Source organism: Vibrio mimicus CAIM 602, from assembly GCF_000338875.1.
Classification (GTDB): domain Bacteria; phylum Pseudomonadota; class Gammaproteobacteria; order Enterobacterales; family Vibrionaceae; genus Vibrio; species Vibrio mimicus.
Map to the genome: position 1 here is coordinate 1 of NZ_AOMO01000039.1, position 25,927 is coordinate 25,927.

Annotated in this window: 23 protein-coding genes and 2 pseudogenes; 8 read left to right on the top strand and 17 right to left on the bottom strand. The window is 48.4% G+C overall.

Translation table 11 applies throughout. From position 1 onward, the window contains the following. Positions 1 to 149 precede the first annotated feature (149 nt). The 7 genes and pseudogenes from D908_RS0119600 to purF all read left to right on the top strand — a co-directional run bounded on the left by D908_RS0119600 (position 150) and on the right by purF (position 8,121). A pseudogene (locus D908_RS0119600) lies at positions 150 to 2,124 on the top strand (FimV/HubP family polar landmark protein). A gap of 105 nt (positions 2,125 to 2,229) precedes the next feature. Next, on the top strand, positions 2,230 to 3,024 hold the full coding sequence (gene truA, locus D908_RS06940) for a tRNA pseudouridine(38-40) synthase TruA (protein ID WP_005525355.1): 795 nt from the start codon (positions 2,230 to 2,232) through the stop codon (positions 3,022 to 3,024). A 172-nt stretch (positions 3,025 to 3,196) separates the two neighbouring features. Next, complete coding sequence (accD, locus tag D908_RS06935) at positions 3,197 to 4,123, top strand: acetyl-CoA carboxylase, carboxyltransferase subunit beta (protein WP_000118587.1); 927 nt, start codon at positions 3,197 to 3,199, stop codon at positions 4,121 to 4,123. A 44-nt stretch (positions 4,124 to 4,167) separates the two neighbouring features. Further along, positions 4,168 to 5,432, top strand: a pseudogene (gene folC / locus D908_RS06930) (bifunctional tetrahydrofolate synthase/dihydrofolate synthase). Further along, a complete protein-coding gene (locus D908_RS06925) occupies positions 5,433 to 6,020 on the top strand; it encodes an SPOR domain-containing protein (RefSeq protein WP_005525357.1) in 588 nt (195 codons plus the stop codon). A gap of 62 nt (positions 6,021 to 6,082) precedes the next feature. Continuing rightward, complete coding sequence (locus D908_RS06920) at positions 6,083 to 6,574, top strand: CvpA family protein (protein ID WP_001104252.1); 492 nt, start codon at positions 6,083 to 6,085, stop codon at positions 6,572 to 6,574. A 32-nt stretch (positions 6,575 to 6,606) separates the two neighbouring features. Beyond that, the gene (gene purF, locus D908_RS06915; protein WP_000334236.1) at positions 6,607 to 8,121 is read left to right on the top strand and encodes an amidophosphoribosyltransferase; all 1,515 of its coding nucleotides are present in this window, start codon (positions 6,607 to 6,609) and stop codon (positions 8,119 to 8,121) included. Between the two features lie 91 nt (positions 8,122 to 8,212). Here purF and D908_RS06910 read toward each other — a convergent pair whose 3' ends face one another. Both D908_RS06910 and rnt read right to left on the bottom strand, forming a co-directional pair. Next, positions 8,213 to 9,538: a Na+/H+ antiporter family protein gene (locus D908_RS06910; protein ID WP_005511139.1), complete on the bottom strand. Its 1,326-nt coding sequence runs from the start codon at positions 9,536 to 9,538 to the stop codon at positions 8,213 to 8,215. A 101-nt stretch (positions 9,539 to 9,639) separates the two neighbouring features. Next, positions 9,640 to 10,314: a ribonuclease T gene (gene rnt / locus D908_RS06905; protein ID WP_000130233.1), complete on the bottom strand. Its 675-nt coding sequence runs from the start codon at positions 10,312 to 10,314 to the stop codon at positions 9,640 to 9,642. A gap of 276 nt (positions 10,315 to 10,590) precedes the next feature. Here rnt and motY point away from each other — a divergent pair, with 276 nt between their 5' ends. After that, entirely contained in the window at positions 10,591 to 11,475 is an 885-nt protein-coding gene (gene motY / locus D908_RS06900; RefSeq protein WP_001045955.1) for a flagellar protein MotY, read from the top strand. Between the two features lie 57 nt (positions 11,476 to 11,532). Here motY and D908_RS06895 read toward each other — a convergent pair whose 3' ends face one another. The 15 genes from D908_RS06895 to D908_RS06825 form a co-directional block, all read right to left on the bottom strand. After that, on the bottom strand, positions 11,533 to 11,970 hold the full coding sequence (locus D908_RS06895; RefSeq protein WP_000023096.1) for a DUF2753 domain-containing protein: 438 nt from the start codon (positions 11,968 to 11,970) through the stop codon (positions 11,533 to 11,535). Between the two features lie 141 nt (positions 11,971 to 12,111). Continuing rightward, a complete protein-coding gene (gloA, locus tag D908_RS06890) occupies positions 12,112 to 12,528 on the bottom strand; it encodes a lactoylglutathione lyase (protein ID WP_000064972.1) in 417 nt (138 codons plus the stop codon). Between the two features lie 38 nt (positions 12,529 to 12,566). Continuing rightward, on the bottom strand, positions 12,567 to 13,208 hold the full coding sequence (gene nth / locus D908_RS06885) for an endonuclease III (RefSeq protein WP_001057748.1): 642 nt from the start codon (positions 13,206 to 13,208) through the stop codon (positions 12,567 to 12,569). Between the two features lie 26 nt (positions 13,209 to 13,234). Further along, positions 13,235 to 13,927 carry an electron transport complex subunit E gene (locus D908_RS06880; protein WP_005511140.1) on the bottom strand — a complete coding sequence of 231 codons (693 nt, stop codon included), beginning with the start codon at positions 13,925 to 13,927 and terminating at the stop codon, positions 13,235 to 13,237. 1 nt (position 13,928) lies between these two features. After that, complete coding sequence (rsxG, locus tag D908_RS06875) at positions 13,929 to 14,558, bottom strand: electron transport complex subunit RsxG (RefSeq protein ID WP_005525361.1); 630 nt, start codon at positions 14,556 to 14,558, stop codon at positions 13,929 to 13,931. An 11-nt stretch (positions 14,559 to 14,569) separates the two neighbouring features. Then, positions 14,570 to 15,616: an electron transport complex subunit RsxD gene (gene rsxD / locus D908_RS06870; RefSeq protein ID WP_005525363.1), complete on the bottom strand. Its 1,047-nt coding sequence runs from the start codon at positions 15,614 to 15,616 to the stop codon at positions 14,570 to 14,572. Positions 15,617 to 15,721: 105 nt separating this feature from the next. After that, positions 15,722 to 18,094: an electron transport complex subunit RsxC gene (gene rsxC, locus D908_RS06865; RefSeq protein WP_005525366.1), complete on the bottom strand. Its 2,373-nt coding sequence runs from the start codon at positions 18,092 to 18,094 to the stop codon at positions 15,722 to 15,724. 8 nt (positions 18,095 to 18,102) lie between these two features. Further along, a complete protein-coding gene (gene rsxB, locus D908_RS06860; protein ID WP_005525368.1) occupies positions 18,103 to 18,690 on the bottom strand; it encodes an electron transport complex subunit RsxB in 588 nt (195 codons plus the stop codon). Beyond that, positions 18,690 to 19,271, bottom strand: coding sequence for an electron transport complex subunit RsxA (rsxA, locus tag D908_RS06855; RefSeq protein ID WP_000141446.1), 582 nt, complete (start codon positions 19,269 to 19,271; stop codon positions 18,690 to 18,692). Before rsxA ends, rsxB begins: the two co-directional genes overlap by 1 nt. Before the next feature lie 256 nt (positions 19,272 to 19,527). Continuing rightward, positions 19,528 to 20,514, bottom strand: coding sequence for an HAD family hydrolase (locus D908_RS06850; protein WP_005525370.1), 987 nt, complete (start codon positions 20,512 to 20,514; stop codon positions 19,528 to 19,530). Between the two features lie 42 nt (positions 20,515 to 20,556). Further along, the gene (locus D908_RS06845; protein ID WP_005525372.1) at positions 20,557 to 21,807 is read right to left on the bottom strand and encodes a BatD family protein; all 1,251 of its coding nucleotides are present in this window, start codon (positions 21,805 to 21,807) and stop codon (positions 20,557 to 20,559) included. Then, entirely contained in the window at positions 21,807 to 23,495 is a 1,689-nt protein-coding gene (locus D908_RS06840) for a vWA domain-containing protein (RefSeq protein ID WP_005525374.1), read from the bottom strand. The genes D908_RS06845 and D908_RS06840 overlap by 1 nt, the downstream gene beginning before the upstream one ends. Beyond that, positions 23,488 to 24,495, bottom strand: coding sequence for a VWA domain-containing protein (locus D908_RS06835; protein WP_005525375.1), 1,008 nt, complete (start codon positions 24,493 to 24,495; stop codon positions 23,488 to 23,490). The genes D908_RS06840 and D908_RS06835 overlap by 8 nt, the downstream gene beginning before the upstream one ends. Next, the gene (locus tag D908_RS06830; RefSeq protein WP_005525376.1) at positions 24,492 to 24,980 is read right to left on the bottom strand and encodes a DUF4381 domain-containing protein; all 489 of its coding nucleotides are present in this window, start codon (positions 24,978 to 24,980) and stop codon (positions 24,492 to 24,494) included. The genes D908_RS06835 and D908_RS06830 overlap by 4 nt, the downstream gene beginning before the upstream one ends. Further along, positions 24,977 to 25,927: a DUF58 domain-containing protein gene (locus D908_RS06825; RefSeq protein WP_000070076.1), complete on the bottom strand. Its 951-nt coding sequence runs from the start codon at positions 25,925 to 25,927 to the stop codon at positions 24,977 to 24,979. Before D908_RS06825 ends, D908_RS06830 begins: the two co-directional genes overlap by 4 nt.

A 25,927-nucleotide genomic window follows, 5' to 3' on the forward strand; every position in this document is an offset into this window, starting at 1 on the left:
AGTCTGTACTTGAACAGAGCATTGAACCCGAAGTGATGAAGACGATTTCGTCGCACTGGATGAGTTAGAACTTCCACGAGTACACCGAAGAAGATGCGTTAGCCGATGCTGCGCAAGAGCCTGCTTCTGAGCCTGTAGTTGAACAGAGTATTGAACCTGAAAGTGATGAAGCCGATTTCGTCGCACTGGATGAGTTAGAGCTACCAGAGTACACGGAAGAAGATGCATTGGCGGATGCTGCGCAAGAGCCTGCTTCTGAGCCTGTAGTTGAACAGAGCATTGAACCTGAAAGTGATGAAGACGATTTCGTTGCGCTAGATGAGTTCGAACTGCCAGAGTACACCGAAGAAGATGCGTTGGCGGATGCAGTTCAAGAGCCAACTTCTGAATCTGAACTTGAACAGAGCATTGAACCTGAAAGTGATGAAGAGGACTTCGTCGCACTGGATGAATCAGAGCTACCCGAGTTCACCGAAGAAGATGCGTTGGCGGATGCTGCGCAAGAGCCTGCTTCGGAGTCTGTACTTGAACAGAGCATTGAACCCGAAAGTGATGAAGACGATTTCGTCGCACTGGATGAGTTAGAACTTCCAGAGTACACCGAAGAAGATGCGTTAGCCGATGCTGCGCAAGAGCCTGCTTCTGAGCCTGTAGTTGAACAGAGCATTGAACCTGAAAGTGATGAAGCCGATTTCGCTGTGCTGGATGAGTTAGAGCTTCCAGAGTTCACCGAAGAAGATGCGCTGGCGGATGCGGTTCAAGAGCCACGCTTCTGAATCTGAACTTGAACAGAGCATTGAACCCGAAAGTGATGAAGAAGATTTCGTTGCGCTAGATGAGCTCGAGCTACCCGAGTACACGGAAGAAGATGCGTTAGCCGATGCTGCGCAAGAGCCAGCTTCTGAGTCTGAACTTGAACCGAGTATCGAACCTGAAAGTGATGAAGAAGATTTCGTTGCGCTAGATGAGCTCGAACTGCCAGAGTACACCGAAGAAGAGGCGTTGGCGGATGCGGTTCAAGAGCCAGCTTCTGAATCTGAACTTGAACAGAGCATAGAACCTGAAAGTGATGAAGCCGATTTCGTCGCACTGGATGAGTTAGATCTTCCAGAGTACACCGAAGAAGAGGCGTTGGCGGATGCGGTTCAAGAGCCAGCTTCTGAATCTGAACTTGAACCGAGTATCGAACCTGAAAGTGATGAAGACGATTTCGTCGCACTGGATGAGTTAGAGCTACCTGAGTATACCGAAGAAGATGCGCTGGCGGATGCATTTCAAGAGCCAGCTTCTGAGTCTGCACTTGAACCGAGTATCGAACCTGAAAGTGATGAAGACGATTTCGTCGCACTGGATGAGTTAGAGCTACCAGAGTACACCGAAGAAGATGCGTTGGCTGATGCTGCTCAAGAATCAGTGCCAGAACAAGCACATGCAAATGAGTTACAAGAGCCACAACCCACGCAGACAGCAGAGCCTGCCGATGTCGCGCAAACTGTCTCGAAACAAGCATTTGACGAAGAAACACTACAGGATTGGTTGAGTGAGCGACCAGAAAGCGAAGTACCATTTAGCTTTGATCGTCCTCTAGATGCACAGACCATCGACAGTGCAGGGATGGACATTGATGCCATGTTGCAAATGGGGGGCGAAGATTGGAATGGCTTCCACCTAACCCCTGATCAACAGGCACAATTGTCTGATGATGTCCCGGAAGAAGAACAAGATATTTGGGCAAGTGAAACCCCAGAACCACAGGCGAAACAGGAGAACTGGGGGTCGCAAGATGATTTGCTCGACTTTGATCCGCAGCGTGATGGTTACATGACGATTGATGAGCTTATGGCTCAGGTTGAATCGGAAGAACAAGTGTTAAATCCGGATGAAGAAGAACTCAAACTGGATGTGGGTTTGGATGAGTTCCCAGATGTGATTGGCGATATTCGAGATATTGATGTGGATAGTGGCGCTGAAGCTGCGGGTAAGCTGGATCTTGCTAAAATTTACATCGAAATGAACGATGAAAAAGGCGCAATAAAGCTGCTCGAAGAGGCAATTGTTGACGGAGATGATGAGATTCGCCAACAAGCTAAACGGCTCATCGACGTGCTCAATGGTCGAGTATAAGCATCCCCTAAGAGGCAGCTAAGCTGCCTCTTGCTTTTCATGTAATTAGAAATTTATTGGCAAACTGTTTATACTGCCCGCCCCATTTTTATTGAGACAAACAGCATGAGAATCGCGTTAGGTATTGAGTATGACGGTACTCACTACTATGGTTGGCAGCGCCAGAGAGAAGTAAAAAGTGTTCAAGAAGCATTAGAAAAAGCGCTAAGCAAAATTGCCAACCATCCAGTTGAAGTTCAGTGTGCTGGCCGAACCGATGCAGGTGTACATGGGACTGGGCAAGTAGTGCACTTTGATACTACCGCTGAGCGTCAGATGGTGGCGTGGACCATGGGGGCAAACGCCAATTTGCCAAAAGATGTTGCAGTACGTTGGGCAACTGCGGTTCCTGACGATTTTCATGCACGATTCAGTGCTACAGCCAGACGTTATCGCTATGTCATTTATAACCACGTCTATCGCCCTGGTATTTTGAATTCTGGCGTCAGCCATTATCACGGTGAGCTGGATGTCGAGAAAATGCAGCAAGCTGGACAATACTTGCTGGGCGAAAATGATTTCACCTCATTTCGTGCTGTGCATTGCCAGTCTCGTAGTCCCTGGCGCAACATCATGCACCTGAATGTGACGCGTCACGGTCGTTATGTCGTGATTGATATCAAAGCCAATGCGTTTGTGCATCATATGGTGCGTAATATCACAGGTAGTTTGATTGCAGTTGGTCGTGGTGAACAAAAGCCTGAGTGGATCCAGTGGTTACTTGAGCAGAAGAATCGCACTTTGGCTGCCGCGACAGCAAAAGCCGAAGGACTTTATCTGGTTGAAGTGGATTACCCAGTACATTTTGCATTGCCAAAAATGCCAATTGGGCCACTTTTCTTGCCGGATAATTTGAACTAGTGGGTAGTAATTGACTCAAAAATAAACAATATTGTGCTTTAGCCGAAGAGCAAGAATAGGTACAACCAGTTTTTTGTCTACAGTTGGCATTTTCTGTGCTTTAATCCACACGCATTTTTGTCGAATTTATCTCTCCTGCTGATGGCGGGAGATTGAAAGTAAAAGGTCTTCCATGAGTTGGCTCGAAAAAATTTTAGAGAAAAGCAACATTGGTAGTTCACGCAAAGCCTCTATCCCAGAAGGCGTTTGGACTAAGTGTACGTCGTGTGAACAAGTGCTTTATTACGCAGAACTGGAGCGTAACCTAGAAGTTTGTCCTAAGTGCGATCACCACATGCGTATGAAAGCGCGTCGCCGTCTAGAAACGTTTCTTGATCAAGGCGAACGTTTTGAGCTTGGTGAAGAGCTAGAGCCGCAAGACAAACTGAAATTTAAAGATTCTAAGCGTTACAAAGAGCGTATCGTTGCGGCGCAAAAAGCCAGTGGTGAGAAAGATGCGCTGGTTGTAATGAAAGGTTCAGTGCTGGATGTGCCAGTTGTTGCTTGTGCGTTTGAGTTCTCCTTCATGGGTGGCTCAATGGGCTCAGTCGTAGGTGCTCGCTTTGTTCGTGCTGTTGAAGCAGCGATTGAACACAACTGTGGTTTGGTTTGTTTCTCTGCCAGTGGCGGTGCTCGTATGCAAGAGGCATTGATGTCTCTGATGCAGATGGCGAAAACCAGTGCTGCTCTTGAGCGTTTGTCTGATAAAGGTCTGCCTTTCATTTCGGTTATGACTGACCCAACCATGGGTGGTGTATCAGCCAGTTTGGCGATGCTGGGCGACATCAACATTGGTGAGCCTAAAGCGTTGATCGGTTTTGCTGGTCGCCGTGTTATTGAGCAAACGGTACGTGAAGATCTACCAGAAGGTTTCCAACGCAGTGAGTTCCTGCTTGAGCATGGTGCAATTGATATGATCGTTGATCGTCGTGATATGCGCCAACGTGTTTCAAGCTTGCTGGCTAAAATGACTGGCCAAGCCTCTCCGCTAGTGGTTTCTGTGAACGACGCGCCAAATGAAGCGCCTTATGCGGTACCAGAAGCCAATAAAAAAGGGTAAAGTAAGCGCTAACTAAACCAACGGATTCTATGGTTGTACGTTAGATGACTCAAAAGCCTGTTCCTCAAGCCACATCCCCACTCGCGGTGTGGCTTGATTATTTAGCCCACATACACACTTCAGCAATCGATCTCGCTTAGAACGCGTTCAAGCCGTCGCCCAAAAAGCCAAACTGACCAAACCTGCACCAACCGTAATTACGGTTGCGGGCACCAATGGTAAAGGTTCTACCTGTGCATTGATGGAATCTATTTTGCTCCAAGCTGGCTATTCCGTCGGCGTGTACAGTTCGCCGCATCTTATTCGCTATAACGAACGTGTTCGCATTAACGGCCAAGATCTTCCCGATGAAATGCACACCCAAGCTTTTGCTCATATTGAGCACCAACGCGGTGAGGTGAGCTTAAGTTTGTTTGAATTTGGCACGTTAGCTGCACTTTATCTTTTCCAACAACAGAAAGTAGATGTATTGCTACTGGAAGTGGGACTTGGTGGTCGTCTGGATGCAACCAACGTTGTTGATCATGATGTCAGTGTGATTACCAGCTTAGCTCTTGATCATACCGATTGGCTCGGTAACGACATTGCTGTCATCGGTTATGAAAAAGCGGGAATCTTCCGCTCAGGTAAACCTGCGATTTGTGGTCAACCTAAGCCACCAGCGACAGTTGCCGCGCATGCCGATGATATTGGTGCCAAATTGCATCAGGTCGAAATCCAATTCAATTATGAAAAAACCTCAGAAACGACTTGGCATTGGCGCAGTGGACGTTTTGAATTAACCGACTTGCCGATCCCTTCATTGCCTTTACCTAATGCTGCCACGGCACTGATGGCACTGGGTTGTTCAGGGCTGGAAATCAGTGATATTGATATTGTCGAAGGGCTACGTAATGCGCAATTGGCGGGACGTATGCAGGTGATTAGCCGTGAGCCAACCATAGTGCTGGATGTGGCGCACAATCCACATTCTGCGCATTATTTAGTGGGGCAACTCAAGCAACGCTACCCGCATCAAACTATTCATCTGGTGCTGGGGATGCTGCACGATAAGGATATAGCCTCGACAGTTGCAGAATTAAAGCCTGTAGTAAGTCACTGGTATGCCGCTTCATTGTCTGGACCACGTGCCGCGACGGCTGAGCAACTTTGCCAGTATTTATCCGCAGGCAACACTCAATACGCAAATCCGGTTGCGGCATTTGAAGCCGCGTTGACACAAACCTCAGTTCACGATGTCATTGTGGTCGCAGGCTCTTTCCATACCGTAGGTGAAGTGCTTGAGCATTGGCAGAAGAGAGGAGAGTAAATGGCCAGTAAATTTCAAAGCCGTTTAGTTGGCACTATAGTGCTGGTGGCGATTGGTGTGATTGTGCTACCTGATGTGCTGGATGGTAAAAAAACACATTTTAAAGAAGAGATAGCTAGCATCCCAATCAAACCACAGCCAGAAGGCGAGGTGGAAAAGTTTGAGGTGCTAGAACCTGAGCAAGATACGATTGCTTTACCTGAAGCGCCAGTTTCCGTAACGCAAACCAATAGCGAATCGTCCAGTGTCTCTCAAGCTAATACTTCTGAGCCGAAAAGTCCGCAACCTGCGAAAGTGGAACAGAGCGTACCCACAACAGTGACTGAAGTCCCTGAGACGAATGAATACCAAGATTCCGCTTGGATTATTCAGTTGATGGCGCTGAAAAATGCCGATAACGCGCGCAGTGTGGTCGCAGATCTGCAGAAGCGTGGTTATCAAGCGCATGTCAAACAAGAAAATGATTTTACCCGAGTGATTATTGGTCCCGATGTTTCAAAATCTAAGCTAGAAACTCAACTGCTGGAATTAGAAAAAATTACCGGTGCCAAAGGTCAATTGCTCAAATTTAAACCACTAAACCCATAAGAAAACGTTTGCGTCGCGTTTTTTTCTGTTAAAATGCGCGCCAACTTAAGATGTAAGAACTCATGAACTGGTTAGATATTGTCATTTTAAGTGTGATCGGCTTGTCTGCGCTGATCAGTCTTGTTCGCGGCTTTGCTAAAGAAGCATTGTCTTTAGTGATTTGGTTTGGGGCGTTTTATATCGCCTCTGAGTACTACGCCAAACTGGCGGTGTACTTCACCAACATTAAAGACGATATGTTTCGCAACGGAGCAGCCATAGCGGCTCTGTTTGTGGCGACTTTAGTGGTGGGTGCTATCGTTAACTACGTGATCGCCCAACTGGTCGAAAAAACAGGATTATCAGGAACCGACAGAATTCTCGGCGTGGTGTTTGGCGCATTACGTGGTGTATTGATTGTCGCAGCAGGTCTGTTCTTCATGGATGCGTTTACCGCATTTCCAAACACAGAGTGGTGGAAGAGTTCGCAGTTAGTGCCTGAATTCAGTCGCATTATTGCTCCGTTCTTTGAACACCTAAAAGCAACATCAAGTTTTCTCTCTGGCGCGATTTAGCGCCGGAGACGGTTGAAATCGAGGATTAGGACATGTGTGGTATTGTTGGAATCGTGGGTACAACGCCTGTAAACCAGTCAATTTATGACGCTTTGACTGTATTGCAGCATCGTGGCCAAGATGCCGCGGGTATTTGTACCATAGAAAGCAATCGTTTTCGTCTGCGTAAGGCAAACGGATTAGTCAGGGATGTCTTTGAAGCGAAACACATGCAACGCCTGCAAGGTAATGTCGGGATAGGCCATGTGCGTTACCCAACCGCAGGCAGCTCCAGTGCCTCAGAAGCTCAACCTTTCTATGTAAACTCTCCTTTCGGTATCACTCTCGCTCACAATGGCAACCTGACTAATGCTAACCAAGTGCGCCAGAAGTTGTTCGAAAAAGATCGCCGTCATGTCAATACCACGTCTGATTCTGAAGTGTTGCTCAATGTGTTGGCACATGAGATCGACACGGTAAAAGGCAATGTGACCGCAGAGGATGTATTCCGTGCCATCAGCAATGTACACCGTACCATTCGCGGTGCTTACGCGGTTGCGGCAATGATCATCGGTCACGGTATGATTGCGTTTCGTGACCCGCATGGTATCCGCCCGCTGTGTTTAGGTAAGCGCGAAACCAATGGCCAGCATGAGTATATGGTTGCTTCAGAGTCTGTTGCATTGGATGCGGTGGGCTTTGATTTTGTGCGTGATGTTGCACCAGGTGAAGCGATTTATGTCACTTTTGATGGTGAACTCTACACCAAGCAATGTGCGGATAACCCAGCACTGAACCCATGTATCTTCGAATTCGTTTACTTTGCGCGTCCAGACTCATTCATCGACAAGATTTCGGTGTACAGCGCACGTGTAGAAATGGGCAACCGCTTGGGTGAGCGCATTAAAGCGGACTACAGCGATCTCGATATTGATGTGGTTATTCCAATTCCAGAAACTTCGTGTGATATCGCACTGCAAATCGCGCAAGCCATTGATAAACCATACCGCCAAGGTTTCGTGAAAAACCGCTATGTTGGCCGTACCTTTATCATGCCGGGTCAGCAGCAACGTAAGAAATCCGTACGTCGTAAACTCAATGCCATTCGCTCAGAGTTTAAAGATAAGAACGTACTTTTGGTGGATGACTCAATCGTGCGTGGCACGACGTCTGAGCAGATCATCGAGATGGCTCGTGATTCTGGTGCGAAGAAGGTCTACATCGTCTCTGCTGCGCCTGAGATTCGTTTCCCGAACGTTTATGGCATTGATATGCCAAGTGCGAATGAACTGATTGCTCACGGCCGTGATAATGACGCGATTTGTAAGCAAATTGGTGCTGATGCACTGATTTTCCAAACTATCGAAGATCTGGTGGACGCTGTACGCTGTGGCAACCCAGATATCGTGAAGTTTGAAGCATCAGTGTTCAACGGTGAGTACGTGACAGGCGATATCGATCAGCAATACTTGGATTTCCTAGAATCGATGCGTAGCGATGATGCAAAATATCAACGTGAAATTCAGCAAGATCTGGCTAACCTAGAGTTACATAACGAAGGCGCTTAATCGGTCTGTAATGATTGAATAGCTGTCCAGTTACAAAAAGGCTTCCCGAGGGAAGCCTTTTTCGTAGGTGTTATTTCTCACTACGCTGTAGTTACAGCACCATAGCGGCAATCCAACCGAAGACAATGAGCGGCAGGTTGTAGTGGATAAAGGTTGGCACCACGGTTTCCCAAATATGCTCGTGTTGACCATCTGCATTGAGGCCAGAGGTTGGGCCTAACGTTGAATCGGAAGCTGGAGAGCCAGCATCACCTAACGCAGCAGCCGTACCGACGAGAGCAACAGTCGCCATTGGTGAAAAACCAAATGAAAGACAGAGCGGCACATAAATGGTGGCAATGATAGGAATGGTCGAGAAAGAAGAGCCAATCCCCATAGTGACCAGCAGGCCAACCACTAACATGAGTAGTGCAGCCAGTGCTTTGTTATCCCCAATGCTGGTGGAGAGCGAAGTCACCAGTGTTTCAACGCCACCTGTGGCTTTCATTACAGCTGCAAAACCGGCCGCAGAAATCATGATAAAGCCAATCATCGCCATCATGTGTACGCCTTTGGTGAACACGTCGTGCGTTTCTTTCCACGCAATCACGCCACCAAAAGTGAACACCATAAAGCCTGCAAGTGCACCGATAATCATTGAACCCGTAAACAATTGCACAGCCAGCGCTGCCACAATGCCAGCTCCGGCAATCGCAATATGCTTTTTATTGATCTGATTGGCTTCTGGATTCACAACCGTTAGTTCAGTTTCTTGGTACTGGCGTGGTTTGCGATAGGTGAAAAACACCGCTAATAGCAGACCAAAGATCATGCCAATCGCAGGCAGAATCATCGCAGTTGGTACTTGGCTCGCTGTGACGTTTTCCAATCCATTATCATGCAGATTTTTCAGCAGAATGTTATTGAGGAAAATACCACCGAAACCGACTGGAAGTACCATGTAAGGGGTGATCAAACCAAAAGTGAGTACACAGGCAACCAAGCGGCGGTCAAGTTTGAGCTTAGCAAAGACACCAAGTAGAGGCGGAATCAAAATGGGAATGAACGCGATATGCACTGGAATAACGTTTTGCGATGCCATTGCCATTAACAGCAATGAAATCAGCACCAAGTATTTTAGGCCTGTTGAAGCCACATGGCTCTCTTGGCCGTGAATACGGCGGATCACACTTTGCGCTAGCAAATCGGTAATCCCCGATTTAGAAATAGCAACGGCAAACGTGCCGAGCATCGCGTAACTCAGGGCGATAGTGGCACCGCCACCTAAACCGCTTTCAAAAGCGGCAACGGTATCATTTAAACTCATGCCTGCGACTAAACCACCGACCACAGCACTGAACGTCAAAGCAACCACGACGTTCACTCGCATCAGGGCTAGCAGCAGCATGACACAAACGGAAATGACTACTGGATTCATATTTTATCTCGGGATGTTGTGTGTATACCCTGCCAACCTGAAGTTCCAAGTGGTTTGGGTATTTGCCTTACTTGTTGAAGTTGCCACGTACGTAACTAACATCAATCCAGTTCGGCGTCATTGTTATTGTCCTCATTATCATTGACCAATGGCCAGCCACCTAAAGCCTTCCATTGGTTGACAATGGTGCAGAACAGCTCTGCGGTTTTTTGGGTATCGTATAAGGCAGAATGTGCCTCACGATTGTCGAATTCCATCCCTGCCGTTTTACAAGCTTTCGCAAGCACGGTTTGCCCGAAAGCAAGACCGCTCAGTGTCGCAGTGTCAAAGGTGGCAAAAGGATGGAACGGAACACGTTTTAATTTACAACGTTCGCTCGCAGCCATCACAAAACTATGATCAAAATGCGCGTTATGCGCCACTATGATGGCGCGACTGCAGTCTGCGGCTTTTTGTTCTTTGCGAACCAGTTTGTAAATCTCTTTTAAAGCATGATCTTCAGTGACGGCACCACGTAGCGGGCTGAAAGGGTCATAAATACCCGTAAATTCCAGTGCTGCTTTTTCAAGGTTAGCGCCTTCAAAAGGCTCGACATGAAAATGGATCGTGCTGGCTGGGTGTAAATTCCCGTTCTCATCCATACTCAGAGTGACGGCACAAATTTCAAGAAGAGCATCAGTTTGCGCATTGAATCCTGCGGTTTCTACATCGATAACTACAGGAAAATAGCCACGAAAGCGTTTTTTCAGGGTCAGCGCGTCATTTTTATCAGTCATGCGGGTTCTAATTCGTGTGATAAGGCAGACATTATTGCAGATTCTTTGCGGGAGAAAAACCTAGCCATCTTAAATCAAGGCAATTAGTTGCCTGATACGTGGAGAAACGTTAACCCTTTAATGAGAAGCAGCCGTAAGGGGGGAGGAGAGCTAAACTTTGCGATGGTTACCCGTGGCAATATCATGCTGGCTAGATTTTTGCATCTAATACACCAAGTCTCGCAGGCGGCAAACCATCGCCTGAGCATGCAGTACCAGTAGTGAGAAAAAGTATTTATGAATAAATGGGTTATCACAAGTATGTTTGCCTTGGGCACTTTATCATCGCCAGTCTCTTTGGCGTTGGAAGTGCGTTATGTGGCAACACCACAGCAGTCTACGTGGCAAATGGCGACCAACACGCCGTTGGAATGCCGCCTTGTGCACCCGATCCCCAATTATGGGGATGCCGAGTTTTCTTCTCGCGCCAGCAAAAAAATCAATCTCGATTTTGAATTGAAAATGCGCCGTCCGATGGGGGATACCCGTAATGTTAGCCTCGTTTCTATGCCACCTATTTGGCGTCCCGGCGAAGCGGCAGACCGCATCACTAACCTGCAATTTTTTAAACAGTTTGATGGCTATATTGGTGGGCAAACCGCGTGGTCGCTACTCAGTGAACTCGAAAAAGGACGCTACCCTACATTCAGCTATCAAGATTGGCAAAGCCGCGATCAACGTATCGAAGTTGCGCTTTCTGCGGTGCTATTCCAGCAACCTTACAATGAATTTAGTGACTGTATTTCCAAGTTACTGCCTTACAGTTTCGAAGACATCTCGTTCACTATTTTGCATTACGACCAAGGTGATAGCGTTGAGCTGAACAAAGCCTCGCAAAAGCGGTTAGCCCAAATTGCTGAGTATGTTCGCTATAACTCCGATATTGATTTAGTGCTGGTTTCTACCTACACCGATTCAACTGATACCAACAACAACAGCCAAAATCTATCTGAAAAGCGTGCGGAAGTACTGCGTGAATACTTTAAGTCCATCGGTTTGCCTGAAGACCGAATTCAGGTGCAAGGTTACGGCAAACGTCGTCCGATTGCCGATAACGCTTCACCGATTGGCAAAGATAAAAACCGCCGTGTCGTGATTTCGCTGGGTCGTACTCAGGTGTGAAAGGGTTTCACACCTGAACAGAGATTGAATTAGAACGAACGTTGATCGGTTCCGCCGTTAATTGAGGCGGAACTGGGCAATAATCTCGCATTTCGAAGCGGTATCTATGTGTTGCACCATGCGCGCGATGTCTGGATTAGGGTGACGCTTCATAAAGTCGAGCAGCGCTTTGCGGCAGCAGCCAAGAGAATCGACAAAAGCTTCACAGCTGGGGCGATGGCATTGAGGGATCAGCGTTAGAACCCGCTCTGAAGCCAGTTGCAAATACTTCAACTCGTATTGATTGTCACCGATAGTGCGCCAGAACTTGGCCATGTTGTGGCAAGAGATAACCGAGATCATCATGCGATCTTCCATTTCTATCTCTTCACTTTCATCCAATTGTTGGCTGACGGTTAGCGCTTGTTGATAGTGAAGAATGCTGCGCAGGTGGTCTGCCTCCTGCATGGCGACATCGGCTAATAGGGTATGCCTTTCCCACTCTTTAATACTCATCACACAGTCTCCTTGATAACCTGTTGGATAAGATTAATTGATAATAATTATCATGTAAATAATAAGAATTGTGTGGGAATTGATCAGATTGGGCAAAAAAATACCGCCAATTGTGGCGGTATAGGGATGAAAAACGTTGAATTAACCTTCAAGACCCGCTGTCGCTTGCTTGTTTTGGATGAGTTCAATCATGTAACCATCAGGATCTTTGACGAAAGCGATGTGCGTTGTACCACCTTTCACTGGGCCTGGCTCGCGTGTCACGATGCCACCAGAGGCTTTGATGATGTCGCAAGTGGCATAGATATCGTCAACACCAATCGCGATATGGCCGAATGCATTGCCTTTTTCATACTCAGCCACACCCCAGTTGTAGGTCAGCTCAATCACGGCACCTTGTGATTCATCACCATAACCTAAGAAGGCAAGGGTGTACTTGTATTCGGTATTCTCATTTTTACGCAGTAGAGTCATGCCCATGACTTGGGTGTAAAACTCGATCGATTTATCCAAATCGCCGACACGTAGCATGGTGTGCAAAATACGGTGGTTTGACATAAAGGCTCCTTGCTTTCCGGATAACGGTTTTTTTGAAATTAGCTTTCTGGGTAAACTTTCTCTTTGAATTCACAAAGATCTTCAATGATACAACTGCCACAGCGCGGCTTGCGTGCAATGCAAGTATAACGCCCGTGCAGGATCAGCCAGTGGTGTACATCGAGCTTAAACTCGCTTGGAACCACTTTGAGTAGCTTGTGTTCAACTTCATCGACATTTTTACCAACCGCAAATTTAGTGCGATTAGAAACTCGGAAGATATGGGTATCCACTGCAATGGTCGGCCAGCCAAAGGCGGTGTTTAGTACCACGTTGGCGGTTTTGCGCCCAACACCAGGTAGCGCTTCCAACGCTTCGCGGTCTTCCGGTACTTCACCTTGATGTTTTTCAAGCAAAATACGGCAGGTTTTGATGACGTTTTCTGCTTTGGAGTTAAACAGGCCAATCGTCTTAATGTACTCTTTAACTCCATCAACACCCAGATCGAGCATGGCTTGTGGAGTGTTGGCCACCGCATACAGTTTATCGGTGGCTTTGTTGACGCTAACATCGGTCGCTTGTGCGGAGAGCAATACCGCAATCAACAACTCAAAAGGTGAACTCCAGTTTAGTTCGGTCTCTGGCTTTGGGTTGTTAGCCCGCAGGCGCTCTAAAATTTCAATCCGTTTCGCGTTATTCATTAGACGGGGTGGCTTCCTTTACAAGGTTAGACATTGGTCACTCGTGCGCGCTCTATGGCTTGCTTTTGTTGTTTTGGTTGACGTGCCGCAATGTGTTTATCAATCACACTTTTCGCGGCAATCAAGAAGCCAACACCGATGAAGGCACCGGGAGGCAAGAGTGCCAGCAAAAAGCTGCTGTCAAAATGGAAGATTTCGATACGCAACACTTTGGCCCATTCACCAAGAAGCAGATCGGCGCCATCAAATAGAGTGCCGTTGCCGATGATTTCACGCAGTGAACCGAGTACGACTAGCACGGAAGTCATGCCGAGTCCCATCCAAAATCCATCGAGTGCGGCAGGCAGGACATCATTTTTTGAAGCGAAAGCTTCGGCACGACCAATGATGATGCAGTTCGTCACAATCAGCGGAATAAAAATGCCGAGTGAGAGGTAAAGCCCGTAGGCATACGCATTCATCAGCAGTTGTACGCAAGTTACTAGCGATGCAATGATCATGACGAAGACGGGAATGCGCACTTCTTTTGGCACATAGTCACGCACTAGAGATACCGTCACATTGGATCCAACCAATACCAGTAGGGTTGCGATACCTAACCCGAGCGCATTGGTGACGGTAGAAGAGACTGCCAACAGTGGACACAACCCCAGCAATTGTACTAAGGCCGGGTTATTGTTCCACATGCCATTTAACATCAGAGTTCTGTTTTCACTCATGTTATTGACCCTCGCACGGATTAGGCTGACTTTGCAGCTGTTGTTTATGCTGGTTCACATACATCACCGCTTTTTTCACGGCTTGTACGACCGCGCGCGGTGTAATGGTTGCGCCGGTAAACTGATCAAACTGGCCACCATCTTTGCGAACTTTCCAGTCATCTTGGTTGTCTGCGGTGACTTGTTGACCGTTAAATCCTAATACCCAATTACTGATACGTAAATCAACCTTATCGCCTAATCCTGGTGTTTCTTGGTGAGCAAGCACACGTACACCCAACACTGAACCATTATTGGCGATACCGACGATCAGTTTGATTTCACCGTTGTAACCATCGGGTGCAATGGTTTCAATCGCAATGGCGCTTGGTTCACCACCTCGTTTAGCCAGATAAGCATGCATGGTTTTTGGTGTGCCAAGTTCGGCATCGTTCACCAAGGTGCAGGCTTCTGCTAGCGAGTTATCGTGGTATTTATGTGGGATCACTTGGTTCAGAACTTGCAGAAGTTGCTTCTGTTCTTGTTGTTTAATTTGGTTGGCCGTTAAAGCGTACGTCAGCGCGACCAAGCCAGTAGAAACACAGGCAAAGACGGCGAGAATCAGACCATTTTTTCGAATTGCTGTCAGCATAAGTCGCGCTCTTAGTGTCCGTAAGTTCTGGGTTTGGTGTAGTAATCAATCAGTGGTACGCACATGTTGGCGAGCAGCACTGCAAACGCAACACCATCAGGGTAACCACCCCAGCTACGAATGATAAACACCATAGCACCGATGAAGAAACCGTAAATCAAGCGTCCCTTGTCGGTGGTGCTGGCACTGACCGGATCGGTCGCAATAAAAAATGCGCCGAGCATGGTCGCGCCAGATAAAAGATGGATAACTGGCGAAGCGGTTGTCCCCGGAGCAAAGAGCTGAACGAGTAGCGACGTGATGATTAAACCTGCCAACATTGCCACCGGAATATGCCAACGTATGATACGCAGTTTAAGCAGCATCAGGCCGCCGAGCAGATAGGCAATGTTGACCCACTCCCAACCAATACCCGCAAAACCGCTAAACTGAGGCTGAGTTAAGGTTTCACTCATGGTATGGCCCGCTTTGAGCGAGGTTTTGATGGCATCCAGTGGGGTTGCCATGGTTACGCCATCAATACCGGTGCGGATTTGCTGTAACGACAGCCCATCACTGTTAAAGCCACCGAAAATCAGTGATACCGAATCGACCAGCGAACTGGGTTCGGCATTCAGCTCGGTTGGTGCAATCCAGCTGGTCATCTGTACCGGGAAGGAGATGAGCAGTACCACGTAAGCAATCATGGCGGGGTTAAATGGGTTTTGCCCAAGTCCACCGTAAAGATGTTTGGCTATTACGATCGCAAAGATCAAACCAATGACCACAATCCACCACGGTGAAAGCGGCGGAATGGCCACGGCTAACAACAGTGCCGTCACAACTGCACTGTAGTCGCGTAGTGCGGATACGGGGGAGCGTTTACGCAGTAGCATTATTCCTGCTTCCAGCGCCACGGCGACTGAGATAGCCAGCAGTAATTGAATCAGTGTGCCGTAGCCAAAAAAGTAGGTTTGGGCAATCAGGCCCGGCACAGCACAGGCCAATACCCAGCGCATGACATCGGCAGTATTACGTTTACTTCGTAAATGTGGGGAGCTAGCAATAAAGAAGGCCACTAGTCATTCTCCTCAGCGTTTAAATTAGATGATTGTTGTGCGGCTTTGCGAGCTTTAGCACGAGCAATGGCGGCGGCTACAGCAGCTTTTTTCGGATCAGTGTCGTCATTGCTCAATGCGACTTCGGCTTGCTGAGTCTCGCTTTGCTCCGTTTCGTTTTGCTGCTGGGCTTTTGCGTGCTTTAGCGCGAGCAATCGCAGCGGCTACCGCAGCTTTTTTCGGATCGGAGCCGTCATCGCTTGGCGCGCCTTCAACTTGTACGGCATCGCTTTGCTCCGTCTCGTTTTGCTGCTGGGCTTTACGTGCTTTGGCGCGAGCAATCGCGGCGGCTACCGCAGCTTTTTTCGGATCAGCGTCGTCATTGCTTGGTGAGACTTCGGCTTGCTGAGTCTCGCTTTGCTCTGTTTCGTTTTGTTGCTGGGCTTTACGTGCTTTAGCGCGAGCAATGGCGGCGGCTACCGCAGCTTTTTTCGGATCGGCGTCGTCATTGCTTGGTGAGACTTCGGCTTGCTGAATCTCGCTTTGCTCTGTTTCGTCTTGTTGCTGGGCTTTACGCGCTTTGGCACGAGCAATCGCAGCGGCTACCGCAGCTTTTTTCGGATCGGCGTCGTCATTGCTTGGTGCGACTTCGGCTTGCTGAGTCTCGCTTTGCTCTGTTTCGTCTTGCTGCTGGGCTTTGCGTGCTTTAGCGCGAGCAATCGCAGCAGCCACGGCAGATTTCTTATCGTTCGCGTCATCACTGGTTGGTGCTTGTGCTTCTGCCGGTTCGCCTTTTTCCGCTTTGCGTTCCCGAGCTTGGCGTTTACGCTCTTCACGCAGTTTCGCCATTTCACTGTTATCCGGCTCACTTGCGCCACTTTGTGCAGCTTCTGCCTGTTTGGCTTTGGCGCGTGCAATCGCCGCCGCAATCGCAGGTTTTACGCTGTTGTCGGCTGGCTCAAGCTGCGCTTTTTGCGCTTTAACGCGTTCAATCGCAGCGGCAATGGCATCGGAGCCACCTTGCTGCTGCATTTCTTTACGGCGATCTTCCGCCGCTTGCTTGAAGCGATTTTCGCGTTCCGCTTTGTCGCGATCCATTCGCGCTTTTTTCTCTTCAAAGCGTGCTTTAGCGCGTTCAGCGGCTTCCGCTTCTAAACTGCGGGTGCGAATTTCTGCTTTGGCTTGGCGATAATACTGCACCAAAGGAATGTCACTTGGGCAGACGTAGGCACAGGCACCGCATTCAATACAGTCTTTAAGATTTAACTCTTCACACTTATCAAACTCTTGCGCCTTGGCATGCCATTGTAACTGCTGGGGCAACAATGAAACCGGGCAAGCATCCGCACACTGACCGCAGCGAATACAGGCCATTTCATGATCACTGTTGGTTAACTCATTGCGTGTTGGCGCGAGAATGCAGTTAGCGGTTTTGGTGATCGGTACTTGCGCGTGTGGCAGGGTGAAACCCATCATCGGGCCGCCCATGATTAGGCGCGGTAGCTTTTTATCAACCTTGTAACCAAACTCATTGAGCAGAGCTTGTACTGGAGTGCCGAGCAGCGCCCAAACGTTACGCGGCTTACGGAAACAATCACCGGTGAGCGTTACAACGCGGCGGATCAGTGGCTCGCCATGCAAAATGGCGCGCGCAATCGCCTGCAAAGAGCCGACATTTTGCACCATTAAACCAATATCGGCAGGAATGCCACCTTTCGGAACTTCCAAGTTAGTCAGGATCTTGATGAGTTGCTTCTCACCGCCTGACGGGTATTTGGTTGGGATAACACGGATCACCATCGGCTTATCTTGCGCGGCTTGTTGCAGCGCAGCAACGGCTTCCGGTTTGTTATCTTCAATCCCGATGATCGTCAGTTTGGGCTTTAAAATGTGCTCAACAATCTCGATGCCCTGAATGATTTCTTGGGAATATTGACGCATTAACACATCATCTGCGGTGATATAAGGCTCACACTCGGCGGCGTTAATGATCAAAATCTCGGTGCGTGATAGCCCAGATTGCAGTTTCTTCGCGGTTGGGAAACCTGCACCGCCCATGCCTGAAATACCAGCCTGACGGATCAGCTCCAACAGTGTCTCGGGTGACAACTGTTGATAATCCGGCTGTGGCTGCAATTCGAACCATTCTTCTTGTTGGTCTGGTGTCAGTACAATACACAGCTCGCTCAAACCGGAAGGGTGAGCCACCGTACGCGGTTCAATGGCGCTAATGACGCCTGAAGTCGGCGCATGAATCGGCAGCATGAAGGTCGAAGTGTATTGCGTCAGCGGCTGGCCTTTTAGGACACGGTCGCCCACTTTAACCAGCAAATCGCCTGCCTTACCAATGTGCTGTTTGAGCGGCAGTACCAGCTCATTCGGAATGCTCGCATTGATAATCGGCTGACGGTTGGATTGATGTTTATTTTCAAATGGATGAATGCCGCCGGGGAAGTCCCAAAGCTTGCCTGATTTGATTTGTTCGATTAATGACAGCATACCAATCCTTAATTCACACTCTTCTGCGCAGCAGGCACAGAATCGGTCACATTGACCACAGGGATGGCATTGAGTTGCCACTTCCAGCTCTCTGGCGTGGTTTGTACCGGGATCATTTCAATACAGTCGGTCGGGCAGGGTGCGACACACAGGTCACAGCCTGTGCACTCATTTTTGATCACAGTGTGTACGGCTTTGTTACCGCCCACAATCGCATCGACCGGACAAGCCTGAATACACTTGGTACAACCGATACACATGTCTTCATGGATAAAGGCGACCATTTTGACTTTGTTGTCCAGATCATGGGCGGAGTCTTGCACTTCAACACCCATTAGGTCTGCGAGTTTTTCAATGGTCGCTTGACCACCAGGAGGGCACTTGTTAATCGCATCGCCATTGGCAATGGCTTCAGCGTAAGGGCGACATCCGGGGTAGCCGCATTGGCCACATTGGGTTTGCGGCAAGATGGAGTCAATTTGATCAACGATGGGGTCTGCCTCAACCTTAAAGCGGATCGAAGCAAAACCCAGTATGGCTCCAAACACGGCGGCCAATGCCGCCAGAGCAAGAACAGCGATGACTAAGGTACTCATTACAGTTTCACCAACCCGGTAAAGCCCATAAAGGCCAAAGACATTAAACCTGCGGTGATCATAGCAATGGATGCGCCTTTGAAGGGAGCGGGGACATCGGCGACATGGATCCGTTCACGCATCGAAGCGAACAAAATCAACACTAGAGAGAAGCCGACTGCAGCGCCAAAGCCATAAATGATCGATTGAATGAAGTTGTGATTTTCGTTGATGTTGAGCAGTGCAACACCTAACACCGCACAGTTGGTGGTGATCAGCGGCAGGAAAATCCCTAGCAGGCGATAGAGTGTTGGGCTGGTTTTGTGCACGACCATTTCGGTGAACTGTACTACGACAGCGATCACCAAAATAAAACTCATGGTACGCAGATACTCAATACCTAGTGGGCGTAATACGTAGCTTTCCACCAGATAGGCGCAAACGGAGGCCAAGGTCAGGACGAAGGTTGTCGCCAACCCCATGCCAATTGCGGTCTCTAGCTTTTTCGATACGCCCATGAAAGGACATAAGCCCAAGAACTTCACCAGTACAAAATTGTTCACCAGCACAGTGCCGATTAACAACAAAATATATTCGGTCATAGTTATATAAATGTTTGATTCCGATCCCGGCATTATCCTGCTTTGCCAAAGCAATAACAACCAAGGAAAGCTAAGGTTTTAGATACATGAACATAAATTATACGCAATAAGTGGCAAATAAGAGGCGAACGGTAGAGAAAGTTAAGTGATATATGAGCTAACGTACAAAGAAAATAGCGAATAATAAAGCCCAGTTGTTATCGACCGGGCTTAAGGTTAGATGACTTTAACGATAAACATTCAAAGCGATAGAAACTTAGTGCGGATAGATAGTTTTCCAATCCGCTTTCATATCCACCATAGGCCAATTTTTCGCTTTCGCTTCATCAAGGCCTTTATCCAATTTACCGATATGTGACTCACGGTCATAACGCCATTCACGTTTGTCATCGGTGTGGTGAATGTACACTGGCAAGCGCAGACCTTCGCCCGCAGCTGTCCATTGCAGCATGGCTAAATCACCATCAGAGTTACCAAAAGCGGCAATCGGACGTTGGCCAATACGTTCGTAAATCTGTTGCACCTTCACCTCTTTATCATCATTCACGAGTAGGTTTGGTAAACGTTTGAGCACAGGTTTGCCATCGACCATCACAAACTCGGTTTCAAAGGTGCTGCCCACAATTTGCTCTGGTGGAATTTGGTAAACCTCGGTTGCCCATGCACGCATAAAACCAGTACCGCCACCGGACACGATAAAGGTTTTAAAACCGTTGGCGCGCAGATAGTCGAGCACTTCTAGCATAGGTTGGAAAACCATCTCGGTGTATTTTTTACCTGTGGTCGGGTGTTTGGCAGTCGCAATCCACTCTTTAACAATCGCATCAAATTCGTCTGTGGTCATGCCTGCATGAGTGGCGTAGAGCACTTTAACCAAATCTTCGGTGTGCAGGTTTTTCAAATCACCTTGCAAAATGCTTGCGTAAGGTTCTTCGGTTTTCCATTCAGAGTGTTTGGGTGCCAGTGTTTTGATGCGGTCTAGAGCAAACTGAACTTGAAAATACATAGGTTGCTCAGACCACAACGTGCCATCGTTATCAAAGGCCGCGATACGCTTTTCCTGCGGTACAAAGTGCTCAGAATTTTTATCCGTCACTTGTTGCACAAACTCAATAATTGATGATTTTGCCGCGCTGTCGTTCCATGAAGGAAGCGGATCTTTGGCTGCTGCACTGGCTTGAGTGATAAATGCAAAGCCGAGGAGCAGGGCAACCGCGTAGCGCTGTAGAGGTAAGAGTTTCACAAGATGTCTCCTTATTTAGCCAACGGTAAAAATAGAATGGAGTTAAGAATCCGAAGATTCAGATGGATGTAATTCCGGTAATGCTTTGGGTAGCGTGAAGCGATAACGTTGCTTCTTGATGTATCGCCACAAATAAACGAAATCACGTCGGGAAGCGTCTTCCCCTTGTACCTTCACTGCATGATGTTGCCAGCGTGGTTCTGGAGAGTGTTTAACCAATGCTACAGACTGTTCTTGGGTATTCAGCTTTCGGTACAAGAACATGCGACTGCGCGACCACTCTTTGCGGCGTAGCGACTGATAAAATTCAAACCAAGCTGGAGTAGGGTGTGTTTGGTAATAGCGTTTTAGCCAAATCACCATCGCTAGAGTCGCGATTATGCTCAGCAAAATAGCGCCAAGTTCCCATGCGTAATACCGCAGCCATGACGCTAAGGTGTGTTGCACATGAAGGGTTTTACCTTCCAGTGAGACTTTTTCTAAAGTTTCGGTTTTAGTATTCCACCACCAGAATTCATAGGTCGGCCACGCAATATCACCCCCGTTCAGCAGTACATAAGTCTGGCTTTCGGTGCGCTCAGAAATGTAGTCAGAGCGGTTTTGCTTATCGACTAACTGAGGGGCATCAGGGTAAGCACTCCATGATGGAGAGGCTTCTGCATTCATTAATGACGGCAAGAGTACCGACAGCGAGTCGTTCGCTTCGATCGTGATAGTTCGTGTAATGCTGTCACCCGCCTTGAGTGGTTGGGTTCCGTCATCACTCCACTCTTGAGTGACTTTCACATCGGATGCGGCGAACCAATGTTTTGAAGCATCCAGTTCAGGGCTGGGCAGAGTGACGTGAAAAGGCATGGGCGTGGTTTCAAGAGTGACCGCTTTTTTCTGGTTGTTCTTATCAGCCACTTGAGTGATGACTTGCGCCGCAGGAACCGTGAAATCACCACTTTTTTGCGGATAGAGGGTGATTTCCCAGCGCTGTTTAGACCAAGTTTGACCGTTTTCTCGTTCGGTATAATTTACCGCAAACGTATTGCGCTGCTTGACTAATACATCGGGAATCTCGATGCCTTTGATTTGGGTGCCAGAGGTGAACCAAGTGTTGGTGGAGACTTCGACGTGCAGCACAATTTGTTGGGTAGGTGCCCACACATCCAGCGTCTTTTCTGGGTCATCGCCGAGCCAAGTTTTCAATTTAACTTCGACAGTAGATGAAGCCTCCTGCGCCTGAACCATGCTGAGCGGTGCCCAAAAAACAAGAAGACACAAGATGCGGAGCAAAAATCGCTTCATTACTGTTCTCCTTCTTCGGCTTCATTTCGTTTCAGAGTTTGTAGCTGAAATTTGGCTTGTAAAAACCGCTGTGGGTTGGCTTCGACACGCTTTAACCAAACTTGCGCTAACTGCGGATCGCCCAAGATTTGATCGGCACTAAGGGTGTCGCGGATCATTTTGTCTTGCGTGGTTTTTTCGTCAGCACCTTCAGCGGTTTGTGGTTGGTCTTCCGGTAACTCGATGGACGTTTCTTGATCGCCTATGCTGTTGGCCTGTGATTCACTGGCTTGGTTGATTTCATCAATTAAGCCTTCAATCACCTTGAGGTTATGTTCAATATCGGCTTTTAGATCCGATTCGAGCGTTTCTTTTTCAGCAAGGGTTCTTAATAACTTATGTGCCGCCAGATACTCGCGCTGTCTGGCCAGTGCGCTGGCTGCGTAATATCGCCCAAGGTCGGTGTCGCTTTGTATAAACGCCGCCTGAGCCAGTCTGAACTCGCTGCCGTAGTAATAGGCGATGCCTTTGTTGATGGGGGATTGATAAGCCGCAGCGGCTTTCAGGTATTCTCCCCGCGTGAACCACCATTGCCCTTGTTGATCCGGCGTTAGCCATAAATCCAGCCACCATTGATAGCTTTTATCCCAAAGACTAACCTCAACGGTTTTCTGTTCGGATTGGGCAACAGAGGCGGTGATTTCTGCGTAAGCGGTTTCCGGAGCCATAGTGGGGATGAGCAGCGCAAACATCAGCCCCCATTTCACCAGCCAGCCACGGCGGAACCAAAGCAAAGTAATCAGGGCTAAGGGCAAAATCAACCAGTAACCTTCATCCTGCCAAGGCATACTGGATTCATTGTTCAGCATGCGAAATCGCTCGGTTTTGCTCTCCAAAGTCCGTATATCGCTATCGTCCAGACTCAGCGAAACTAAAGTTCCACCTGTACTGTCAGCCAAACGTTGGAGCGAGGCCAAATCGATAGGTACTTGCGCTTGAATGTCAGGATTACCCGCCGCCAGAATCAGCAATTGATAGGGATTATCCGCAAAATAATTTTTGAACGCCTCAATGGTGGAGTCGGTAACGCCGTCAGTCACCAATAGAAGCGTGTTACCCACATAGGGCGGAAGCTGTTCATGCAGCAGATTCAACGCAGATTGCGCGGCTTTACCCTCAACAGGCATGACATTGGGGTTAATTGCAGCCAAATAGGGTTGCAAAACACGATTGTCACTGGTGAGTGGCATGGCGACATGCGCACTACCAGCAAACACCATCAGCCCCGTTTTGCCACCTTTGCGCGCCTCGGTTAAATCGAGGATTTTCTGTTTGCTGCGGGTCAGCCGATCGGGTGCGATGTCTTTTTGCTGCATCGATTCGCTACTGTCCAGCAGTACCATCAGGGAAGCGCTGTCTTCGCCAAAAGGCGAAGCTTCTCGCTGCCAAGCGGGGCCAGCACAAATAATCACAGTCATCACCACCACCACAATCAGCATTTTGAGTGGTAGTTGCTTACTCCAACCACCCTGATTGAGAGTTAAGGCTTGGCGTAGATGCTCTGGGAAGAAAGAGAGCTGCTGCCCACCTTCGTCTCTTTTCCAACGCAGATAGAGAATGATGAGCAGCGGGATCAGTGCCAATAACCAAGCGGGGCGCAGAAAATGAAACTGCGACAACAATTGAAACTCCATCTGCCAACTATTCATTTTGCGTCTCCTTTTTATTTCGGAGCTGCTGCAATGTCATCCAGCTAAAGAGCACAAGGTGTAACACCAGAACCATCGCAATCAGGTAGTGATGTAGGCTTAGTTTTGGGCGATAAGATTCGCTGCTGTATTTTTGCGGTTCAAGCTGGTCAATGACCTGATATGCCTCGTTTAACTGCGGCTGATCAATAGCGACAAAAGATCGGGCTTGGGTAAGGGATGAAACGCGGTTCACTACATCCATATCCAACGGTTGTTCACCAACGTTTTCTGGATCGCCCATCGCAATCACATAAATACGAATGCCTTTTGCTGCCGCGATTTTGGCGGCATCAACGGGGGAAACGAAGCTGCCAGTGTCATTTCCGTCGGTCAACACGAGCATGATTTGATCTTGAGAAGTCGAGGGGCTTTGTTCAAACACCTTGATGCCTAAACCGATGGCATCACCCAAGTTGGTGCTTTGTCCCGCCATGCCCGTTTCTGCTTCATCCAATAAATTGAGCCATACATCTTGATCCGCAGTGAAAGGGGTCTGGATGAAAGCAGCATCACCAAACAGAATCAGGCCAAATCGATCGCCTTGGCGTTGAGTGACAAAATCGCGCAGCACTTTTTTAGCGGCAGTCAAACGCGATAATTGCTCACCTGCTGCAGTGGAAAAATCCTTTTCTTCCATTGAGCCAGAAAGATCGACCACCATGAGTACATCACGTCCGAATGCCTCTCTGGTTTGCACTTCACCTAATACGCTGGGCTTGGCCAGTGCAGTAACAATCAGCAGCCATGACACAATCAGGGCAATGTGCTGCCAATGACTCGCATTGAGTAAGCCAGCTGCCACTTTGGGCGTCTCATTGAGCGCTTTAAGAATTTGAGTGAAGAAAGGCACCTTGATGGCATTTTCGCGGCTCCGATAAGCTGGAACTAGCCAATAGACCAATAACGGCAAAGGAAGCAAAGCAAAAGCCCAAGGATAAGCAAACTCAAGCTGCGTCATTCTACTTTCCCCGGCAATTGGTGGTGTGTCAGCCACGCTTTGATCTCTTTGCTCAGTACGGCAAAATCCGGAGTCGGCGATTGAGGGTTTTCCAGCCAAACGACCCACTGCGTAAAGTGTGCGTTTTTCGCTATGTTCGAACCGCCTTGATGATAGTGATCCATTTGGTTCAGGAGTGGCTGGCCATAAATAGCGGCATTTTTCGGGTCAAGGTACACCATCACGGCTTTCACAATTTTGAGCATCTTACGCGGCCACAATGCATCGTTGGGCGATAAGCGCAGCAAAGCATCCAGAGCTTCTCGGCGATAACGGTTATACCACCAAAGCTTAGCTTTCTGATAAATGAAAAAAAACGCAAGAAGCACGACAAGCAGTAACAACAGTTGCCAGCCAAGGGTTTGTGGCCACCAGCTCACGGTGTCGGGGAGGGGAACTTCCTTCAATTCACGCAGCATGTAACTGCTTGGCGGCGTTGGATTCATTGAATCCCCCTCAGTGTCTGAGCTAGCTGCACCAAGTGATCGCCTTGAGTATTGATTTCAATAAACGGCATTTTCTGTGCAGCCATCAGGCTTTTGAGATGGGTTTGTTTCTCAACGTAACGAGCGTGTAGCAGCTTGTTGACCTCAGCCGTTTGTCGGCCTTTTTGCAGTGCGAGTTGGTATCTCCCGTCGCCCACGACCCAAGTAGAATTGAGCTGCTGCTCGGGCAGGTTAATTTCCAAAGGATCGGAGATAAAAATCGACAGCACATCGTTGTGTTGCTGTAGGTATTTGAGCTGCTTGAGTGACTGGTCATCCGCGTCGGAAAAATCGCTGATAATCACCAAAGTAGCCGCTTTTAACCTGCGCTGGCTGAGTTTTTCCATCCATAGGCGAAATCCCACGGTTTCGCTATCTTGACTTACTGCACTGAGAACTTGATTAGCGGAAACCAACTGGCTCAGCCCCATCAGGAAATTCGCGTTTCCTCGTTTGGCTGATGCCCAGTGGAGTGCTTGGCAGCTTGAGATCAAAAAGCCCACTCGGTCGTTGTTGGCAAGAGCAAGCCAGCTCACCAAGGCGGCGATTTCTGCCGCAACGACGGATTTCATATAGCTGACTGAGCCGAAATACATCGAACTTCTCTGATCGACACAGACTATCACTTGGTGGTCTTTCTCTTCGGTGTAGCTGCGCACATGGGGTTTCCCCGTACGCTGAGTTACTTTCCAGTCCATTTGGCGAATATCATCCCCCAGTTGGTAATGGCGAAGCTCCTCAAAGTTCAGGCCACGACCACGCTGATGCGATTGATAACGACCCGACAAGTGCGCTCTTGAGTAGCGAGCACTCAAGAGTTTCACTTGTGTCACTTGGTTTTGCAGCCGCACTAACTGCGGCAAAGTGACATGGATTCGAGCATCATGGGTGACGTGGGGGTTACTCAT

What these genes read in the sequence shown, in the direction of transcription:
- truA (WP_005525355.1), top strand. Translation starts at nt 2,230, where the DNA reads ATGAGAATCGCGTTAGGTATTGAGTATGACGGTACTCACTACTATGGT.
- accD (WP_000118587.1), top strand. Translation starts at nt 3,197, where the DNA reads ATGAGTTGGCTCGAAAAAATTTTAGAGAAAAGCAACATTGGTAGTTCA.
- D908_RS06925 (WP_005525357.1), top strand. Translation starts at nt 5,433, where the DNA reads ATGGCCAGTAAATTTCAAAGCCGTTTAGTTGGCACTATAGTGCTGGTG.
- D908_RS06920 (WP_001104252.1), top strand. Translation starts at nt 6,083, where the DNA reads ATGAACTGGTTAGATATTGTCATTTTAAGTGTGATCGGCTTGTCTGCG.
- purF (WP_000334236.1), top strand. Translation starts at nt 6,607, where the DNA reads ATGTGTGGTATTGTTGGAATCGTGGGTACAACGCCTGTAAACCAGTCA.
- D908_RS06910 (WP_005511139.1), bottom strand. Translation starts at nt 9,538, where the DNA reads ATGAATCCAGTAGTCATTTCCGTTTGTGTCATGCTGCTGCTAGCCCTG.
- rnt (WP_000130233.1), bottom strand. Translation starts at nt 10,314, where the DNA reads ATGACTGATAAAAATGACGCGCTGACCCTGAAAAAACGCTTTCGTGGC.
- motY (WP_001045955.1), top strand. Translation starts at nt 10,591, where the DNA reads ATGAATAAATGGGTTATCACAAGTATGTTTGCCTTGGGCACTTTATCA.
- D908_RS06895 (WP_000023096.1), bottom strand. Translation starts at nt 11,970, where the DNA reads ATGAGTATTAAAGAGTGGGAAAGGCATACCCTATTAGCCGATGTCGCC.
- gloA (WP_000064972.1), bottom strand. Translation starts at nt 12,528, where the DNA reads ATGTCAAACCACCGTATTTTGCACACCATGCTACGTGTCGGCGATTTG.
- nth (WP_001057748.1), bottom strand. Translation starts at nt 13,208, where the DNA reads ATGAATAACGCGAAACGGATTGAAATTTTAGAGCGCCTGCGGGCTAAC.
- D908_RS06880 (WP_005511140.1), bottom strand. Translation starts at nt 13,927, where the DNA reads ATGAGTGAAAACAGAACTCTGATGTTAAATGGCATGTGGAACAATAAC.
- rsxG (WP_005525361.1), bottom strand. Translation starts at nt 14,558, where the DNA reads ATGCTGACAGCAATTCGAAAAAATGGTCTGATTCTCGCCGTCTTTGCC.
- rsxC (WP_005525366.1), bottom strand. Translation starts at nt 18,094, where the DNA reads ATGCTGTCATTAATCGAACAAATCAAATCAGGCAAGCTTTGGGACTTC.
- rsxB (WP_005525368.1), bottom strand. Translation starts at nt 18,690, where the DNA reads ATGAGTACCTTAGTCATCGCTGTTCTTGCTCTGGCGGCATTGGCCGCC.
- rsxA (WP_000141446.1), bottom strand. Translation starts at nt 19,271, where the DNA reads ATGACCGAATATATTTTGTTGTTAATCGGCACTGTGCTGGTGAACAAT.
- D908_RS06845 (WP_005525372.1), bottom strand. Translation starts at nt 21,807, where the DNA reads ATGAAGCGATTTTTGCTCCGCATCTTGTGTCTTCTTGTTTTTTGGGCA.
- D908_RS06840 (WP_005525374.1), bottom strand. Translation starts at nt 23,495, where the DNA reads ATGAATAGTTGGCAGATGGAGTTTCAATTGTTGTCGCAGTTTCATTTT.
- D908_RS06835 (WP_005525375.1), bottom strand. Translation starts at nt 24,495, where the DNA reads ATGACGCAGCTTGAGTTTGCTTATCCTTGGGCTTTTGCTTTGCTTCCT.
- D908_RS06830 (WP_005525376.1), bottom strand. Translation starts at nt 24,980, where the DNA reads ATGAATCCAACGCCGCCAAGCAGTTACATGCTGCGTGAATTGAAGGAA.
- D908_RS06825 (WP_000070076.1), bottom strand. Translation starts at nt 25,927, where the DNA reads ATGAGTAACCCCCACGTCACCCATGATGCTCGAATCCATGTCACTTTG.